Origin of the sequence: Proteus sp. CD3, assembly GCF_008808075.1 — a bacterium.
Classification (GTDB): domain Bacteria; phylum Pseudomonadota; class Gammaproteobacteria; order Enterobacterales; family Enterobacteriaceae; genus Proteus; species Proteus appendicitidis.
Genome location: NZ_CP019686.1, coordinates 218,829 through 237,291 on the forward strand (window position 1 = coordinate 218,829; position 18,463 = coordinate 237,291).

Sequence of the window (18,463 nt, forward strand, 5' to 3'; positions counted from 1 at the left end):
TATTAGATAATAAAAAAGTAATTGATTACTAAGATAACAAGCAGCTAGGGAATAAAAGAGGATCTTTTATTCCCTTTTTTTTATTTTTAGTAAAACAGATGTGAAATATAAAAGAATAAGGAAATTAAATAACCTGATACAGGGAAATTCAGGTCATTTAAATATGCTTATTTTTAATGTGAAATATAGGTGTTTTGATAAAGCCAAATATTCTGGACTTTTTTTAGCGTTATATTTTGTCCGTCAGTCAGCGAGAGCGCTTGATTTCCCGCTTCATTAATAATTGGAATATCTAGTGCATTCGCTAATACGGTTGTATTAGACAGAGGATTACCGTGACTTAATAAAATTCCTTTGATCTTATTGGTATCAAGGGTCATTAATGTGGAGGGATGAAGCTGTTTTGTTACCAGAATTGCGTTTGTATAAGGAGGATGCGTGATTGGCGGAGGCGCAGAAGTTAAATAGCGCAGTAATCGAGATAAAATATCATCTAAATCACTTTCACGAGCGCGCATATTATCATCATCCATTTGCGCATAAGTATCTATTAAATCAATAAATGTCTGCTGTAAGGCAAATTCCGCATTACAGTGATGTTTGCTTATCATGCTACATACAGTCAGTTGTAATTCGGTATTTTCTAATAAGAAACGGTGACTAGAAAAAATATGGGCATATTGTTCTCCAATCTTGCGGTACGCTTCTTCGGTTAACCAGTCTATATCCTTTTTGGATCGCTCAATGGCTTTTACGAGACGTTTTTGCTCTTCAAGTAATAAGTGAGAGGATATTTTTTTACGCGGGATCACAAAACGATGATAAGGATATAGCCAAACAGGTGCGGTGATAATTCTGACAGGTTCGTAATTTGTGTTTTTAGGATGAAGATTTAAATTAGGCAGATTTTCGCCTAATTGCAGTTTTTTAATTGTAATGGTTTTATGCGCTGCTTTTTCAGCTTCTTCAAGTGATGCACCTAACGCAATACTATTGGCGGCAGCCAAGGTGCCTTCAACAATCGGCGCTGAACTTAACGCGACGTTAGTGGCAACGTCATGCTCAAGATTAGCGATAGCGAGTGCTGCATTTTGTGCTGAATGATAAGTATCGAGTAAAACGAGTACACCTTGTTTGCTATAACATTTTTTAATTGCTGTGAGTATAGTTTCTGGTGACACTTCATTAGCAAGATCAGAAGGTGTTTGATAATTGGTTGCAATGACAATTTTTACTTGGCGATCTACAGTCTGATTAACAAGCTCTTTAATACCATTGGCGAGCGTAAGGCTTTTTGAAACTAATACGATACTGACCATAAATCACCTTTTTTGTAAATGCAAACAGGGAGATAAACACTCCCTGTTTACTCAAGCTTTAATAAAGCCATTCCCGTCCTAATTGGTCGGCAGTTAAAATAGCGGCATAAACCTTATCGGAATCAACATCAAATGGCATGTTGTAAATTGTCTCGCCCTCAGCACAACTTAACTCAGCAACTGCCATGATTTTTTCATTTAATTCATCGCCTGTTGCATTGATCCCCAGCTCTTCTAAAGTGACCGGCAGCCCGACTAAAATACAGAAATCAAGGAACTCTTCTAACTCTTCTAATGGACTGTTTTCTAACACTAATTGGACTAATGTACCAAAGGCGACTTTTTCACCATGGTACATATTGTGACACTCTTCTAATGCCGTAAATCCATTATGAATGGCATGAGCTGCCGCAAGCCCCGCGCTTTCAAAACCGATACCACTTAAGAAGGTATTAGCTTCGATAATATTTTCTACCGCAGTGGTACAAACACCTCGGCTTACTGCGAGTTTTGCTTTATAGCCATCTTCTAAAAGGGTGTTATAGCAAAGTTCAGCCAGAGCTAAGGCTGCTAGTGTTGATTTACCCCCTGCCATGGTTTGTTTTTGAGCATGACTACAGGCTCTTGCTTCGAAGTAAGTTGCTAAAGCATCCCCCATTCCTGCCACTAATAAACGAGCTGGTGCAGACGCGATGATATTTGTGTCCATCACGACAACATCAGGGTTTGTTGGGTAGAAAAGGTAGCTATCAAACGCGCCTAATTCTGTATAAATCACAGAAAGTGCGCTTGTTGGCGCATCAGTAGAAGCAATTGTTGGGGAGATGACGACAGGAAGCTGGCATTTATAAGCAACTGCTTTGGCAGTATCAAGTGTTTTACCACCACCAACGCCGATGATCACAAGGGAGGCTTGTGCTTTTGCAAGTTCAGATAACCGATTGATTTCGTTGTGTGTGCATTCACCATTAAACAGTTCAAAGTGCCCATTCACTTCATATTGAGACATACTGTCTTTGACAGTACTGCCGACGAGATCCATAACAAATTTATCAGCAATAATCAGCGCTCTATCGCCAAAAGGTTTTGCGTATTTACCAATATGGTATAACGCATCTGGCCCTTGAATATATTTAGCGGGGGATTGAATAACTTTTAACATAATAGACTCCTACTATTCGCAAAAGAGAGTAAAAAATCCTTATGGTGGGGCTTGTCATTCCAATTGACAGAGAATTCTATGGAGATGAACTTAAATACATTAACAGTTTAATAGATGAATAAAATATTTCATTGTAAATAATTAATCATTTTTATATTAGCATGCAAAAAATATCACAATAATGATATTTAAGTAATATTCTGTACGTTGTTTGACTAATCATGCTAATTAATTACTATAAGAAATATTTACATAAAATAATAAATTATTTAATTTAGAATAAAGCTTCATAAAATTGACTTATGAAGCTTTATTATTTGAATTATGACATTTATACCATTATTTTTTTGCGAGGTAAGACAGATTATGAGCGAATTTCAGCATAATCTTGTTTTTCATTTTCTTGTGCGAAAAAGTGACGCAAAATAAAATTCAGCAAAACACCATATGCAGGCAAAAAGAACAGCATACAAATGGTCAATTTAAACACGTAATCAACCAATGCAATTTCAACCCAATTCTCTGCCATAAATGCGTCAGTACTACGATAAAATGCAATAAAGAAGAAGGCGAGAGTATCGAGTAAATTCCCAAAGAACATCGCTGCACTTGGTGCTACCCACCATTTTTGTTGTTGTCTTAAACGGTTAAAGACAGACACATCCATGATTTGACCTAACACATAAGCCATAAAGCTTGCTGTCGCAATTCTTGCCACCATGATATTAAAATCAGCTAATGAGGCAAAACCTTGCCAACTTCCTTGGAAAAAGAGCGTTGAGATCAGGTAAGAAATCGCTAATGCAGGGATCATGACGGCAGTAATAATGCGTCGAGCCAAAGGCGCACCATAAATACGAACCGTTAAGTCTGTTGCCAGAAAAATAAACGGAAAAGTAAAGGCACCCCAAGTGGTATGGAAACCAAAAATGGAAATAGGTAATTGCACAAGATAGTTACTAGAAGTAATTATCAGGATATGGAACAAAGAAAGCCATAACAGCGCCACCGCTTTTTGGCGGGGAGTAAACGTATACATAAATTGTACCTTTTTAGTGATTGGGGTGAGGGAACCCAATAAAACAGTGATTTCTCTCTTAAATGAGAGGATGCGCATAATACGCCTGTTGCGCAACAAAAGCAAAGGTTAGCAGGTATACCTTTGTGCTTAATGTGCCGTGATGTGAACACAAAAGCGAGATATAATGGCGCAATCTGTCAGTGTAAGAAGAATGGTTAATAGAATGAATGCTCAATTTGATGATGCAACTAAAACATTAGATACGCTAGGTCTACGTTGCCCAGAGCCTGTGATGTTAGTGCGTAAAACCATAAGAAATATGGCATTAGGTGAGACGCTTTTAGTGATTGCGGATGATCCCGCCACAGTACGTGATATCCCCGGCTTTTGCCGTTTTATGGAACATGATTTATTAAATCAAGAGACTGAGTCTGCACCTTATCGTTACCTGATCCGTAAAAAAGAGAGCAATCTGTAATTGATTATCGTGCTAAAAAATAACCCAAACCTCAATCATTGAAGTTTGGGTTTTTTAATTTACTTTATTCTTTGCTAGATGATTTCAGCTTTACTCGTAACAGTCTTACGGCATTGGCTGTGACAAGGGCGGTTGCCCCTGAATCTGCAAGTACTGCAACCCAAAGCCCTGTTATTCCTAATAAGCTAGTTACTAAGAACACAGCTTTTAAGCCTAGTGCGATAGTGATGTTTTCACGAATGATTTTGCGTGTTGCACGAGATAACTGAATAATTTCAGGTAAACCTGTTAAACGGTTATGTGTTAATGCTGCATCTGCGGTTTCAAGTGCAACATCAGTGCCACTTCCCATTGCAACACCAATGGTGGCAGCCTTCATTGCTGGCGCATCATTGATACCATCACCGACCATCATGGTGTTATGCGTTTTACTGATTTCCATTACTGAAGTGACTTTATCTTCAGGCAGTAATCCTGCACGGAAATCCATGCCAAGTTTTTTCGCAATTGCCGCAGCGGCTCTTGGGTTATCTCCTGTTAGCATCACGGCATTGATGTTCATCTCTTTCAATAATTTCATTGATTCGATGGCATCATTGCGTAAGGTATCTTGCATCGCAATAACACCGATAAGTTGACGCTCTTTTAAAACAACAACAACGGTTTTTCCTTCATCTTCAAGGCGTGCAACCTCTTGTTGCCATTGAGGCGATAATGTTGTTGTTTCTGATAATTGAGACGGCGCACTGACAAGAATGTGCTGGCTATTTAAATAACCTTCAATTCCTTTACCCGCTAAGGCTTTACGATCTTCCGCTTCAACAACAAGTACACCTTGTTCTTGTGCTTTATTGATAATGGCTTTTGCTAATGGGTGATGTGATCCGACTTCTACGGACGAAGCCAAAGTTAGGATTTCTTTTTCATTAAACCCCGTTTCAGCAACAACATCCGTCACTTGAGGTTTCCCTTCAGTCAATGTACCGGTTTTATCGAGGGCGATGGTATTAACGGTGCCTAATTGCTCTAACGCTGCACCCCCTTTAATTAATGCACCACGTTTTGTCGCAGCCGCTAATGCTGAGGTAATAGCGGCAGGCGTTGAGATAACCAATGCACAAGGACAACCAATCAATAACAGCGTTAAGCCGCGATAGAACCATGTTTCCCAAGGCTGAGCAAAGAACAGTGGCGGTATAATAATCACTAATGCGGAGAACAGCATAATGGCAGGGGTATAGTAGCGACTAAAGCGGTCAACAAAACGCTCAATTGGCGCTCTACGCTCTTCAGCTTCTTCAATCAGTTGCAAAATACGGTCGATAGCATTTTGCCCTTGCTCAGATACCACTTTCATCTGTACAGATCTATCCACAGATAAACAACCGGCTGCTACTTTTTCGCCTTGTAGACGCTCTACGGGCACTGATTCACCCGTTAATGCACTTTCATCAAAGCTTGCAAATGCACTAACTAATTCCGCATCTGTCGGTAAACGTGAACCTGGTGCAATTTCAATAATGTCGCCTGGACGTAATTGCGCCGCAGGGATCGTTTGTTTTTTACCATCTTTAACTAATGTTGCTTCTTCTGGCACTAATGCCATTAATGCGCTTACACCTCGACGAGCACGTCCTGCGGCGTAAGACTCCAGCATTTCACCAATCATAAACAGCAAAATAACCATTGCTGCTTCTTCGGTAGCATTAATAAATAGAGCGCCAATTGCGGCAACACTCATCAATGTTTCTATGGCGAAAGGCGTACCACTGCGAATAAGTTGTAAGGACTTCTTCACAATGGGGAATAAACCAATCAAGGTTGTCGCAATAAAGGCTGCTCGACCTGCTTGAGGATCAATAAATTCAGCACCCCAGCTAATCGCCATTAAAATCGCAAGCACAATAACAAATGCGCCTTCTTTTAATAGGCTTTGCTTAACGGGCTTTTTAGATCCAGGTGATGAGAGGTCGAACAGTTCAAAACCCGCACTTTTTACTGCGCTAATCACATTGGTGCGCAAATCACTATCAGCGTCAACAACCAGTTTTTCGGTAGCAAAAAGAATTTTGGCTTGTTTAACGCCAGCGACTTTTAGTACAGCGGTTTCAATTTTTTGTGCGCAACTTGGGCAATCCATACCTTGCACTTTCCAGCTAAAGCGCTGTTGTGCAAGCTTTTCTGGCTCTATATTAGAAACTGGGGCGTTGATATCACAGCTTCCATGAGCATGATTGTGCCCATCATGGCTATGATCGTGAGCATCATGATTATGTTGGTGGGAGTGCTCGTGGTGATGCTCATCCTCGCATTCAGGATCACTTTTATCTATTTTGGTGTGCGAATGTCCACTTTCAGTATGTGAGTGCGTACTATTCTCTGAGTGACCTGAACAGCATTGAGAGCTTGAGCAGCAAGCATCGGTATGTTTATGGTTATCGTGTTGATGAGCATGTTTAGTCATAACTGGCTCTCCTTGTTCAACAAAGTAAAGTTTAAATTCATTTATCTGATAAGTACTTTACAGCTTGGAGTAGAGTCCAGAGTCAAGATACCAAAGGCATATTCATTGGCAAAAAATGCGAATTAGGTCAAAAAATTAACCCCTTATTCTATGTTTGTAAAAACAAGGGGTTAATGGAGTCTAAAGGAATAAAGCTCTGACGATGAAGAAATGCCCAATAAAATAACAGGCACTGACAAGCCCTTTAGAAGCTGAAAATGAGAAGCGGAAGCGGTTGATTAGCCATATAGAGTAAGCGATTACTAACAATAATGAGCCTATCATTACTGATAAGTTATAATCATTGCTTAAGTAGAAGAATTTTTCGCCAGCAATCCAAAACATAGCAAATGCGGCTAATAAAGTTAGAGAGGCTGGAATGGCTAATTTATCAAGCTTAGTCCAAACAATGGCTAAAATGATAATAAAAGCAAGAATAACGAACCCAAGTAAAGGAAGATAGAAAGAGAGTTGGAGTGGTAGTAAAAAACTCACCATATAAAGTATGTAGCTTAGAAAAACCAAGGCAAAAGAAGGTAGTAAATACTTACCATCAAACATTCTTAAAATATCAGAAAGTAGTGTCGCTAATAATGCACCTACAATAAGGTAGCTATTAATACTGTGTTCAGGAACTTGCCATGCCCAAAGTAATAAAAGAAGTAGCGTGATAGGACGGAATAACCATCGTTGCCAATTAGGACCTCGATATGCGGCATCGATATAAAGCCATCCGGAGAATAATACGGCGAGAAAAGGCCAACTCATAATATCTTCCTTATATTCAGAACTGTTTTATTATTCATAACAGAAAGATTAATTTAAGAATAGCGGTTAATGACGAAACTGATGGACTTATTAAAATAATATAAAGCACACTGTTTTTTAATCCATATAACGATAGGAATTAATGTAATGAATAAAGCGGCTATTTTAGGAATTGCGGTACTGATCGTTATTATAGCGTCAGCAACTTATCGTTTCTTCGAACAAAGAAAACAGCGAATAAGTGATGATAATTCACCCGTTATACTCTATATGGTCGAAGTGATTGATAAAAAAGAAGTGGCGGCAAATGAACGACGCTCAAGAGAAAATGATGTAACTGGCCCAGAAATAACACATTATTATCAAGTTACGTTTCGTTTAACCACTGACTCTCGTAAAGATTTAGTGTTAAGGGTTGATAAATTTGCTTATCAAAATATTGAGCCTGAAATGAAAGGGCGTCTGTTTATGCAGGGGAGTCGTTTTGTAACGTTTGAAACAGATATGCCAAGTAATGAGCAAAATAATAAATAAGATAATTTATTCATAAAGTTGGCAACCTCTGGGGTTAATATTGACCCCAGATAATTGCGAGGATATAACAATATTTACGGCTATTGTTTGGTCTTATTTTTCTGTTTTTCTTCGTATTCTTTTCGTAATTCTTTTTGTATTTTTAATAGCTCAAAGATCCCAAAGAAGAAAATACGAAATTGTAATGCCGTTGATGGTTTTTGATCTTTAGGTTGTCCTGCTTTATACATTACGATTTGTAATCCATGCATAATTACCATAAAAATCAATGCAATATCCATAAAGTATTTTAAAGGTTTAGGAAACGGGGAAATAATATTTAAAAACAGAAAACCCCAAACACCGACCATTAAAAATCGGCCAAAAAAGATTAACATAGCAGCTCCATAAAAAATTAAGCAGATAAATTGCGAATATAAAGGCGATACGCGACTTGCCCCGCGATCTTCTCTCTATGCAATGTCCAATGAGTCGGGATCGTATAAGTCTGCGCTTTAATTTCTTCCTCAATATAAATATAGCAATCTTGCGCTAACCAACCGTTATTTTCTAATAACTGAATAGTGTCTGACAACATGCCTTTATGAAAAGGAGGATCTAAAAAAACGACGTTATAAGGTGAACCTTGCTTGGCGAGATATGACAATGCACTGTCTTGAATGACATGCCCATTTTCTGCATTAAGTAAGGTTAAGTTTGCGGTGATTTGTTGGGCAACTGCACGTTCATATTCGATAAACGTGGTTTCACGAGCATAGCGAGAAAGAGCTTCAATGCCTAAACCACCGCTTCCTGCAAAACAGTCTAGACAACGGGCGTCTTGGATAACAGGCATTAGCCAATTAAAGAGTGTTTCTTTCACTCTATCCGTTGTTGGTCGTAATCCTTGGCTATCAAGAACAGGAAGTTTACGACCACGCCATTTTCCCCCAATTATTCTGATTTGTCCCATTGGGGCTTTTTGTGGTTTTTTGGCCATATTATTTTGATTTATATCGTTTAAACGTGAGTTTTGATGTGTCTTTTGGGATAAGGAATTCGTGTCAGTTGTTATCTCGATGACTTCCCTTGATTTAATCCGCAATAATTTACCATAAAATTCGTATAAAAGATGCGTTTATCTATGATCAAATGATAGACTTCATTATTATTTTCAATATCGTCAATGTATTCGCGCCATGATTTAGTGCGAGGAGTTTAGTAGCTAATGGCAAAAGAAAAAAAAGGTTTTTTCTCGTGGCTCGGTTTTGGGCGTAACAAAGAAGAAAATATTGAGCAAGAGAAAGAACAGCAACGCTTAGAAGAAGAGCGTTTAGAACAAGAACGTTTGGCAAAAGAGGCGCAAGAAGAAGCCACTCGCCAAGCGCAATTAGAAGCAGAACAAGCACGTTTAGAAGTAGAGCGCCAAGAAGCGCAACCTGTAGTGCAAGATAGATTGGCACAAGAAGCTGAAAAACAACGTTTAGAACAAGAGAAAGCCCAGCGCCAAGCAGAAATAGAGGCGGAGCAAGCACGTTTAGAAGCCGAGCACGCAGAACAAGCACGTTTGGCACAAGAAGCACAAACCCAACGCCTAGCTCAAGAAACAGAAGCACAACGCCTTGCGCAAGAAGAAGCTCAGCGCCAAGCGGAACTTAAAGCCGAACAAGAGCGCCAAGCGGAGCTTAAAGCGGAGCTTAAAGCGGAACAAGAGCGTCAAGAAGCGCAATGCCAAGAAGCTGCGCGTTTAGAGCAAGAACGTTTGGCTCAAGAAGCCGAAGCACAACGCCTTGCGCAAGAAGAAGCTCAGCGCCAAGCGGAACTTAAAGCGGAACAAGAGCGTCAAGAAGCACAACGCCAAGAAGCCGCGCGTTTAGAGCAAGAACGTCTAGCTCAAGAAGCCGAAGCACAACGCCTTGCGCAAGAAGAAGCTCAGCGCCAAGCGGAGCTTAAAGCCGAACAAGAGCGTCAAGAAGCCGAGCGTTTAGAGCAGGAACGTCTGGCACAAGAAGCAGAAGCTCTACGTTTAGCGCAAGAAGAGGAAAACGAACGTCTCGCTATTGCGCAAGCACAAGCGGAAGATATTGAAGCTTTACGCGAAGAAGTACTGGCAGATAAAGTTGTTGAACAAGAGAAACCTAAAAAAGAAGGCTTCTTTAGCCGTCTGAAAAAGGGTTTACTGAAAACTCGCCAGAACTTAGGTTCAGGATTCCTTGGTCTATTTCGTGGTAAGAAAATTGATGAGGAGCTTTTTGAAGAGTTAGAAGAGCAACTCTTAATTGCTGATGTGGGTATGGAAACCACCACTAAAATCATCACTAGCCTGACCAAACATGCTACTCATAAAGATCTTAAAGATGCTGAAGCCCTTTACGGAAAATTACGTGAAGAGATGGGCGATATTTTAAGTAAAGTTGATAAACCATTAAATATTGAAGGTAAAAAACCTTTTGTTATTTTAATGGTTGGTGTTAATGGTGTTGGTAAAACAACCACAATCGGGAAATTAGCACGACAATACCAAGCTGAAGGTAAATCTGTCATGTTAGCTGCGGGTGATACATTCCGAGCAGCGGCGGTTGAACAGTTACAAGTTTGGGGTGAGCGTAATAATATCCCTGTTGTGGCACAACACACTGGCGCTGATCCTGCCTCTGTTATTTTTGATGCAATTCAATCAGCCCAAGCAAAAGGTGTCGATGTTCTTATTGCTGATACCGCAGGACGATTGCAGAATAAATCCCATTTAATGGAAGAGCTGAAAAAAATCGTTCGTGTTATGAAGAAATTAGACGAAGAAGCACCACATGAAGTGATGCTGACGTTAGATGCAAGTACCGGACAAAATGCAGTTAGTCAGGCAAAACTCTTTAATGAAACAGTTGGGCTAACTGGATTAACATTGACTAAACTCGATGGTACAGCAAAAGGGGGCGTTATCTTCTCTATTGCTGATCAGTTTAGTATTCCTATCCGTTATATCGGGATAGGTGAAGGTATTGAAGATCTACGTCCGTTTAAGGCCGACGATTTTATTGAGGCTCTGTTTGCCCGCGAGGAGTAGTTTTAATGATCCGCTTCGAACACGTCAGCAAGGCTTATTTAGGTGGAAGACAAGCATTACAGGGGGTTGATTTTCATCTTCGCCCTGGTGAAATGGCTTTTTTAACGGGTCACTCTGGTGCCGGTAAAAGTACATTGCTTAAGTTAATTTGTGGAATAGAACGACCAAGTGATGGTGCTATTTGGTTTGCTGGTCATGATATCAGTAGACTAAAAAATAGTGAGATCCCTTTTCTGCGTCGTCAAATTGGGATGATCTTCCAAGATCACCACTTATTGATGGACAGAACGGTTTATGACAACGTTTCTCTTCCCCTAATTATTGCTGGCGCGAGTGAAGAGGATATTCGGCGAAGAGTTTCAGCCGCTTTAGATAAAGTAGGGCTATTGGATAAAGCTAAAAATTATCCTATTCAGCTCTCTGGTGGTGAACAACAGCGTGTTGGTATTGCGCGCGCTGTTGTGAATAAACCGACAGTTTTACTCGCAGATGAACCAACAGGTAATCTTGATGGGGAGCTTTCAGAAGGTATTATGCGCCTTTTTGAAGAGTTCAACCGTGTTGGTGTAACGGTGCTAATGGCGACGCACGATATGTCTTTAATAGAACGCAGAAATTATCGCATTCTTACATTAGGGCAAGGCAGAATGGTGGGAGGGCAAAATGGCTAAAGCAAAAAGTTCCCGTAAATCAATGCCAACGCCAGGTGCAAAAACCAAGGCGCTAAAAGGGGGAAGACGAGAACAGTGGCGCTATGCATGGCGTAACACAATGGCTGATTTTTTACGCCAGCCGCTCTCCTCTTTTTTAACGGTAATGGTTGTCGCGATATCTCTCACCTTACCGAGCATCTTTTATATTGTCTGGAAGAATGTCTCAACGGCATCAGAACAATGGTATCCAACACCACAATTAACGGTTTATCTTGATAAATCACTGGATGACTCATTAGCTGAAGCCACGATCAAAAAAATAGAAGCCTTAGAAAAAGTTGAAGATGTTAACTATCTTTCACGACAAGATTCACTAGTGGAATTTCGTTCTTGGGCTGGCTTTAGCAGTGCATTAGATATGTTAGAAGAAAATCCATTACCTGCGGTTGCAATTGTGACACCCGTTATGGAGCCTAGCGATCAACAATTAATGGTGAATTTACGTGATACAGTGGCGAAAATACCCGGTGTTGACGAAGTAAGAATGGATGATAGCTGGTTTACTCGGCTTTCAACGTTAACTTCATTAGTCGGGCAAATTGCTTTGGTGATTGGCACATTGATGGTTGTTGCCCTGTTATTGGTCATTGGTAACAGTGTACGCCTCAATATATTCAGTCGTCGTGACACCATTAATGTGATGAAGCTAATTGGTGCAACCGATGGCTTTATTATGCGTCCTTTCCTTAATTGGGGATTGATCCTCGGTTTTATTGGCGCTGTATTTGCCCTGATTTTTTCAGCTTTACTGGTGTGGAAACTCTCTGATGTGGTGACTCAAGCCGCAACGGTGTTTGGAACTTCATTTTCCATTTCAGGGCTTGGCTTTGATGAATCTATCATTCTGATCCTCGTTGCTATGACCATTGGCTGGCTTGCTGCATGGTTGACGACAATGCAGCATTTGCGCCAATTCACACCAGAATAATGAATTAGAGCGTTTTTATCCTTACTCTCTAAATAATGAGAAGATATTCTTTTTATCAGGCTGGGTTACGTTAATATCGTTACCCAGCCATTTTATCGACGCCCTGTCTCTGGCATAATAATGCACACACTCTTTTCTACGATAAGGCAATAGTCATATTGGCTTCAGTGATAGAAAAGTACAAAGATATGTAAACATAGATGCGATATGAACCTTTAGTCTTTATGCTGGTCAAATAGTCGTTATGATAAAAACACATCGTAAAAAACCTTAACTGACTTCCTATTTAAGCTATATTTATAAGGCTCATCTACTTTCCCTTATCGCAATAATTTAATTATTTATTTGATTTTCATGAGGATTTGAATGACAAAAGAAATGCAATCCTTAGCATTGGTTCCGCAAGGCAGCATCGAAGCGTATATACGTGCAGCCAATTCCTATCCGATGTTAACCGCAGAGGAAGAAAAGGAACTCGCTGAACGGCTGCATTACGATGGTGACTTGGATGCAGCAAGAACGCTTATCCTTTCACATCTGCGCTTCGTTATTCATGTTGCTCGCAGCTATTCAGGTTATGGTTTACCGCAAGCTGATCTTATCCAAGAAGGTAATATTGGTTTGATGAAAGCGGTTCGTCGTTTTAACCCAGAAGTGGGTGTTCGACTTGTCTCTTTTGCTGTGCATTGGATCAAAGCTGAAATTCACGAATATGTGCTACGTAACTGGCGTATCGTGAAAGTCGCGACCACAAAATCACAACGTAAACTCTTTTTTAATCTGCGAAAAAATAAAAAGCGTTTAGGTTGGTTTAATCAAGATGAAGTGGAGCTTGTTGCAAGAGAATTAGGTGTATCAGAAAGTGATGTCCGAGAAATGGAATCACGAATGTCAGCACAAGATATGGCATTTGATATGACTGCTGATGATAGTGATGACTCACATCCTATTGCTCCTGTACTCTTCTTAGAAGATAAATCTTCTGACTTTGCCGACGGCATTGAAGAAGATAACTGGGATAATCATGCAACGGATAAACTGACGTCAGCAATTGAAACTCTTGATGAACGTAGCCAAGATATTATTCGCGCTCGTTGGTTAGATGATGATAACAAATCGACATTGCAAGACTTGGCGACAAAATACGGTGTTTCTGCCGAGCGTGTTCGTCAATTAGAAAAAAATGCGATGAAGAAATTGCGTTTAGCGATTGAAGATTAATCACATTTCAGACCAAGCACACGCACTCATAAAGTAGAGTATGTTATAAAAGCGATATGAAAATATCGCTTTTTTATTGCTTGGAGAAAAGAACGTGAAAATAGTTATCGCCCCTGATTCTTTTAAAGAAAGTTTAAGTGCGAAAGACGTTGCGATGGCAATAAAACAGGGCTTTTCACGTTATTTACCTAATGCGCAATATTGTTGTATTCCCATGGCAGATGGTGGCGAAGGAACGGTGACATCGCTGGTGGATGCAACGCAAGGTCGTTTTATCTCTACACAAGTGTGTTCGCCTTTAGGTAAAAAAGTGACTGCAACTTGGGGGCTTTTAGGTGATAACACCACTGCCGTGATTGAAATGGCACAAGCTTCTGGTCTTCATCTTATTCCTTTATCTCAACGTGATCCCAAATTAACGACCAGTTATGGTACGGGTGAATTAATTAATGCCGCACTTGAAATGGGCGTTAAAAAAATTATTTTAGGATTAGGTGGCAGTGCTACAAATGACGCTGGTGCGGGGATGATGCAAGCACTCGGTCTTGACCTTAAAGATAAGTTTGGGGCATCTTTGCCTTTTGGTGGACTATCATTAGCTCAACTTTACTCTGTCGATATCACGAAGCTTAATCCTAAACTAAAACAGGTTGAAATTGAGATTGCTTGCGATGTGACTAATCCATTGTGTGGCGAAAAAGGGGCATCCACTATTTTTGGCCCTCAAAAAGGCGCGACCAAAGACGATATTGCGCAACTTGATAACGCATTACACCATTTTGGTACTTATCTTGAAAAGATGACGCAACGCAGTCTTATCCATATTGCAGGAAGTGGCGCTGCGGGAGGATTGGCTTTGCCGTTACTGGCTTTTACGCAAGCAAGGCTTTCGCAAGGTGTCGAATTGGTTGCTAATACTGTTGAATTAGAAAAACAGTTAATTGATGCAGATTTAGTGATAACGGGTGAAGGGCGAATGGATAGCCAATCCGCACAAGGTAAGACACCGACAGGCGTTGCTAAATTGGCAAAAAAATACCACCTTCCTGTTATTGCGTTAGTCGGTGGCTATTTACCAGATTACGATGTGGTGCATCAGCAGGGTATTGATGCCGTTTTTTCAATTGTACCGGGCGTTTCTACACTTTCTGATGCGTTAAATAATGCGCAAAGGAATCTTAGTGAGACGGCTTATAATGTGGCGAGACTTTATTATTCGTCATATTTCAAGCCGTAGCGTTTACTCGTCATACTATATGTTGCATATATTCAAGTTGTAGAATTATTTAGAGTAAGAACATTGTCAAATATTGAGAACATAAAGATCAGATTGTGGTGATGGACTAAATTGATGATGTGCCAAAAAAGCATGTGCAACATCATATCCATGTTCTTCGGTGGATAAGCTTATTGCTTGCCAATGGGTAATCTCAGGATATGCAGATAAGCATTGTGTCAGTAAATAATGCCCAACACCGCGACGGCGTGTTACTTCTCTGACCATAAAATCGGTGATAACAGCTTTCTTATCCGATAATTTAACCCAGCAAGCGGCTAATAATCGTTCATTAAATCTTGCCACAAAGAGGACATTCTCGTTATTGATCTCGTTTTTTAAGGCTGATTGATAACGAATATCTTGCCAAATTTTGCCTAAATCAATACGGTCTTGTGCTGAAGGCTGTGTGAGCTTTTCAATGGTCAGTTTCATTAAATATCCTGTTAGTTTGCAGTTTGTTTTTTTTCTTTTAATGAAGACATTAAGGTCTTAATGCTGAAACACAATGCCAAACTCGTGAAGATCACACAAGAATAAAAGACATACTCATAGTGATTGTCTGTCACAAAATAGACCGAAATCATAGGACCTGCCGCCATGCCACAATAACGAATAAAATTATAAATCCCCATTGCAGTTGCTCTCATTGTACTGAAATAACTCGCTAATAATGTGGTATGTGTTGGCATGGTTAATCCTAAAGAAAGCCCATATAACACGGTTAAGCCAAGCATTACAGGTAATGAGATTTGCCAAAAGAGTGCAAATAGCGTCAACATGATCAGGTTAATACAAGAGGTAATAATCACACCGTATTCCACATTAAATAGATGGCAGATCCTACGGTAAAGATAACTACCTGAAATCAGAGCAATCGACATAGGGATATATAATCCACCGATTTCGGTACTGTTAAGCTGGTAGAGATGAAAGGCAATTAAAGGTAAGAAAACCAGTAAACAAAAATAGTTATAAAACACCATAAAACTGATGATAAATACGGATTTACCCGCAGGAGCCATAAGCACTTGTTGCATTGCAGACATGCTTTTAAAAGCTTCTTTCTGTTCTGGACGTGTTTCAGGTAAATAAAAGAGATGCGTAATAAGTAATAGGATACCGACAACGGCCAAGAAAATAAAAATGCCTTGATATTGATAATGTTGTGCTAAATATCCACCTAATAAAGGGCCACAGGCAGGAGCTAGCGCTAATAACATTTGATACGATCCCATCGCTTTAGCACGCTCGTTTCCTTGATAAAGATCGCCAAGAATAGTTGCTGCAACCACAGGAATAGCTGCAATACCAATAGCTTGGATCACCCGCCAAAAAATCAATACCCCAATAGAATCAGACCAAACACAACCCAAAGCACCCACAATTGAGATGGCTAACCCACTGAGTAAAATAGGTTTTCTTCCCCATTTATCAATCAAGGAGCCGTAAAACAGTTGCATAACAGCCATAGCAAAAGTAAATGCAGATACCGTTAAATTAACCAATGATAGCGTGGTATTAAATAGCTGTTGGATCAAGGGAAGTACAGGGGTATAGATATTTTGCGCCAAAGAGCCTAGTAGTGCGCTAAAACAAATGAGATAAAACAGACTGCGGATTGATAATTTCATTATATTGCCTCTTGTTGTTTTTGTTTCCATGGAAACAAAACAAATAATAGCGATATTTTGATTGTTGTAAATACTTTTGGTACTATTTTTTAAAAATATTCTTTCCAAGGAAACAAAATGGCAAAAGAGAATGTGACAACAGAAGACTTGTTAAAAGGGTTAAGTGATTTTTTGCATCTTAAAGATGAACAAGCCGATAGTGTTCATAAAAAAGTATTAAAAGAGAATGGGTTAGATAATTATTCGCTTACAGAACTGCATGTGATCCATTGTATTGGTGAAGAGAGCATGAGAAATCTCACAACCATCAGTGAATATATGTCTATGACCCGAGGTGCAGTGTCCAAAATTTGCAGTCGATTACAAAAGAAAGAGGCTATTGAAAAAATAAAATTGGCGGATAATCAAAAAGAAATATTTTTTATCTTAACCACTGAAGGTGAGCGTCTTTTTCATGCGCATGAGGTGTTGCATCAACAGTCTCAAGCAAAATGGTCTGCGTTATTTGAGCAATATGATCAGAGTGAAAAACAAGCGATCAGCCGTTTTTTTGTCGATGTGATAAACTGTTTTCGCCAGTCGTAAAAAGGATAAAACTGAAAAGAAAACCCCCATATTATGGAATATAGGGGCAAGATAATTATTTCTTATCTTCAGCAATGCGATTACGGATATTATCTGCACGCTCTTTTGATGGTGGGTGAGAATCAAACATACTTGAATCACCACCACCTAATTTAGCTAACTTATCAAAACCTGTGACCAAACCTGCGGTGCTTACCCCACGTTTTTTCAGCAGATCATAAGAGAAGTTATCCGCTTCTGATTCTTGGTGTTGAGAGAACTGAGCATTAACCAGTTTTTCTCCCATTTCAGCTAGCTGAGAGCTGCTTAATTGCGCTGCTACACCACCAGCGGATGCTGCCGCTGTACGAGCTGCAACCGTTGCGTGAGCAACTTGAATCGCTTTACGAGTATGACCTAAAGCTACGTGACCCATTTCATGACCTAAAACGCCTTCAACTTCGTTATCAGTCATCATGTCCATTAAGCCGCTATAAACACGTACACAGCCGTTAGCCATTGCCCACGCATTGACATCTTTGGTCATATAAACTTTGTAGTTTACTGGCGTACCATTAACTTCATTACCTAACGCTTTAGCGATATTATTTAAACGTTTAGTGTAGGTGCTATTTGCAGGTGCAACTTTATTTTGCGCATCCATCTCTTTACAAGCATCATTTGTTAGCGCTTTGATATCATCGTCGCTTAATGTCGCGGCTTGAAAAAGTTGGGTTCCTGATTTGGTCAGCATATCTGTATTGAGGTTTTGACAACCAGAGAGTAGTGCTGCTGATACCATCACTGTAGCAAGTAATTTAATTTTCATTTTTTATTAAGTCCTTTTCTGCTTAGCAGTTTATATAATTGCAGATCAAATTCGAGCAGAAGAATAACAGTGCTTATCTGCCTGTGCAATATAGGTATTTTATGTGAGAAATATTATCTCAATATATATTTTTCTCTTTTTTCAGCATGATTGTATTATTTTCTCTTTTCTTAATTGAGGATAATACAAATGGAAAGATAGATTTAACTTCTTTAAATTTAAGAGAATTAATTGATGGTTTGATCTTGAAGGGGTGAATTTTATTGCTATAAATCATTTAATTATACTTGCTTTAGGTGTGACTAAGGCGATTTTGTATTTATTTGGAATAATATCAAAGTAACGCTGTATTTAGATGTGTATTTTATTTGTTTAATTCTGACAAAATTTATATTTTTAATATATATTGCTTATGGTTAAATAAATAGCGACATTTAAAATATCGCTATTCAGATTAAACTGAAAGTGAA

General features: G+C 39.4%; 18 protein-coding genes. 8 read left to right on the top strand and 10 right to left on the bottom strand.

Annotated features, from left to right (window positions below; translation table 11 throughout):
* Positions 1 to 173 precede the first annotated feature (173 nt).
* The 3 genes from BTA34_RS00990 to BTA34_RS01000 form a co-directional block, all read right to left on the bottom strand.
* Positions 174 to 1,319 (bottom strand): phosphoenolpyruvate-utilizing N-terminal domain-containing protein, encoded by a 1,146-nt coding sequence (locus BTA34_RS00990; RefSeq protein WP_151434142.1) that lies wholly within the window; start codon positions 1,317 to 1,319, stop codon positions 174 to 176.
* Positions 1,320 to 1,377: 58 nt separating this feature from the next.
* Entirely contained in the window at positions 1,378 to 2,481 is a 1,104-nt protein-coding gene (locus BTA34_RS00995; RefSeq protein WP_151434143.1) for a glycerol dehydrogenase, read from the bottom strand.
* A gap of 364 nt (positions 2,482 to 2,845) precedes the next feature.
* Complete coding sequence (locus tag BTA34_RS01000) at positions 2,846 to 3,520, bottom strand: 7-cyano-7-deazaguanine/7-aminomethyl-7-deazaguanine transporter (RefSeq protein WP_151434144.1); 675 nt, start codon at positions 3,518 to 3,520, stop codon at positions 2,846 to 2,848.
* Positions 3,521 to 3,725: 205 nt separating this feature from the next.
* Here BTA34_RS01000 and tusA point away from each other — a divergent pair, with 205 nt between their 5' ends.
* Positions 3,726 to 3,980, top strand: a complete 255-nt coding sequence (gene tusA / locus BTA34_RS01005) for a sulfurtransferase TusA (protein WP_069368408.1) — start codon at positions 3,726 to 3,728, stop codon at positions 3,978 to 3,980.
* 64 nt (positions 3,981 to 4,044) lie between these two features.
* Here tusA and BTA34_RS01010 read toward each other — a convergent pair whose 3' ends face one another.
* Positions 4,045 to 6,444, bottom strand: a complete 2,400-nt coding sequence (locus BTA34_RS01010; protein WP_151434145.1) for a zinc/cadmium/mercury/lead-transporting ATPase — start codon at positions 6,442 to 6,444, stop codon at positions 4,045 to 4,047.
* Between the two features lie 180 nt (positions 6,445 to 6,624).
* On the bottom strand, positions 6,625 to 7,251 hold the full coding sequence (locus tag BTA34_RS01015; RefSeq protein WP_151434146.1) for a lysoplasmalogenase: 627 nt from the start codon (positions 7,249 to 7,251) through the stop codon (positions 6,625 to 6,627).
* Positions 7,252 to 7,398: 147 nt separating this feature from the next.
* Between BTA34_RS01015 and BTA34_RS01020 the strand changes: the two genes are divergently transcribed.
* Positions 7,399 to 7,785 (top strand): DUF2500 family protein, encoded by a 387-nt coding sequence (locus BTA34_RS01020; RefSeq protein WP_265576143.1) that lies wholly within the window; start codon positions 7,399 to 7,401, stop codon positions 7,783 to 7,785.
* Positions 7,786 to 7,865: 80 nt separating this feature from the next.
* On the opposite strand, the gene BTA34_RS01025 is transcribed toward BTA34_RS01020, so the two are convergent.
* Positions 7,866 to 8,162, bottom strand: a complete 297-nt coding sequence (locus BTA34_RS01025; protein WP_151434148.1) for a DUF1145 family protein — start codon at positions 8,160 to 8,162, stop codon at positions 7,866 to 7,868.
* Between the two features lie 17 nt (positions 8,163 to 8,179).
* Complete coding sequence (rsmD, locus tag BTA34_RS01030; RefSeq protein WP_151434149.1) at positions 8,180 to 8,764, bottom strand: 16S rRNA (guanine(966)-N(2))-methyltransferase; 585 nt, start codon at positions 8,762 to 8,764, stop codon at positions 8,180 to 8,182.
* A 228-nt stretch (positions 8,765 to 8,992) separates the two neighbouring features.
* Here rsmD and ftsY point away from each other — a divergent pair, with 228 nt between their 5' ends.
* From ftsY to BTA34_RS01055, 5 genes are all read left to right on the top strand, one after another.
* Positions 8,993 to 10,828 (top strand): signal recognition particle-docking protein FtsY, encoded by a 1,836-nt coding sequence (ftsY, locus tag BTA34_RS01035; protein ID WP_151434150.1) that lies wholly within the window; start codon positions 8,993 to 8,995, stop codon positions 10,826 to 10,828.
* Between the two features lie 5 nt (positions 10,829 to 10,833).
* Positions 10,834 to 11,499, top strand: a complete 666-nt coding sequence (gene ftsE, locus BTA34_RS01040) for a cell division ATP-binding protein FtsE (protein ID WP_023583735.1) — start codon at positions 10,834 to 10,836, stop codon at positions 11,497 to 11,499.
* Positions 11,492 to 12,469, top strand: a complete 978-nt coding sequence (gene ftsX / locus BTA34_RS01045) for a permease-like cell division protein FtsX (protein ID WP_151434151.1) — start codon at positions 11,492 to 11,494, stop codon at positions 12,467 to 12,469. The genes ftsE and ftsX overlap by 8 nt, the downstream gene beginning before the upstream one ends.
* Before the next feature lie 366 nt (positions 12,470 to 12,835).
* The gene (gene rpoH, locus BTA34_RS01050) at positions 12,836 to 13,690 is read left to right on the top strand and encodes an RNA polymerase sigma factor RpoH (RefSeq protein WP_023583733.1); all 855 of its coding nucleotides are present in this window, start codon (positions 12,836 to 12,838) and stop codon (positions 13,688 to 13,690) included.
* Positions 13,691 to 13,784: 94 nt separating this feature from the next.
* A complete protein-coding gene (locus BTA34_RS01055; protein WP_151434152.1) occupies positions 13,785 to 14,927 on the top strand; it encodes a glycerate kinase in 1,143 nt (380 codons plus the stop codon).
* Positions 14,928 to 14,993: 66 nt separating this feature from the next.
* On the opposite strand, the gene panM is transcribed toward BTA34_RS01055, so the two are convergent.
* A complete protein-coding gene (gene panM / locus BTA34_RS01060; RefSeq protein WP_151434153.1) occupies positions 14,994 to 15,401 on the bottom strand; it encodes an aspartate 1-decarboxylase autocleavage activator PanM in 408 nt (135 codons plus the stop codon).
* 11 nt (positions 15,402 to 15,412) lie between these two features.
* Positions 15,413 to 16,600: an MFS transporter gene (locus BTA34_RS01065; RefSeq protein ID WP_151434154.1), complete on the bottom strand. Its 1,188-nt coding sequence runs from the start codon at positions 16,598 to 16,600 to the stop codon at positions 15,413 to 15,415.
* 117 nt (positions 16,601 to 16,717) lie between these two features.
* Here BTA34_RS01065 and BTA34_RS01070 point away from each other — a divergent pair, with 117 nt between their 5' ends.
* On the top strand, positions 16,718 to 17,185 hold the full coding sequence (locus BTA34_RS01070; protein WP_151434155.1) for a MarR family transcriptional regulator: 468 nt from the start codon (positions 16,718 to 16,720) through the stop codon (positions 17,183 to 17,185).
* 55 nt (positions 17,186 to 17,240) lie between these two features.
* Here the strand turns inward: BTA34_RS01070 and BTA34_RS01075 are convergent, their stop codons facing one another.
* Positions 17,241 to 17,993, bottom strand: a complete 753-nt coding sequence (locus BTA34_RS01075; protein ID WP_151434156.1) for a M48 family metallopeptidase — start codon at positions 17,991 to 17,993, stop codon at positions 17,241 to 17,243.
* Positions 17,994 to 18,463: the final 470 nt, after the last annotated feature.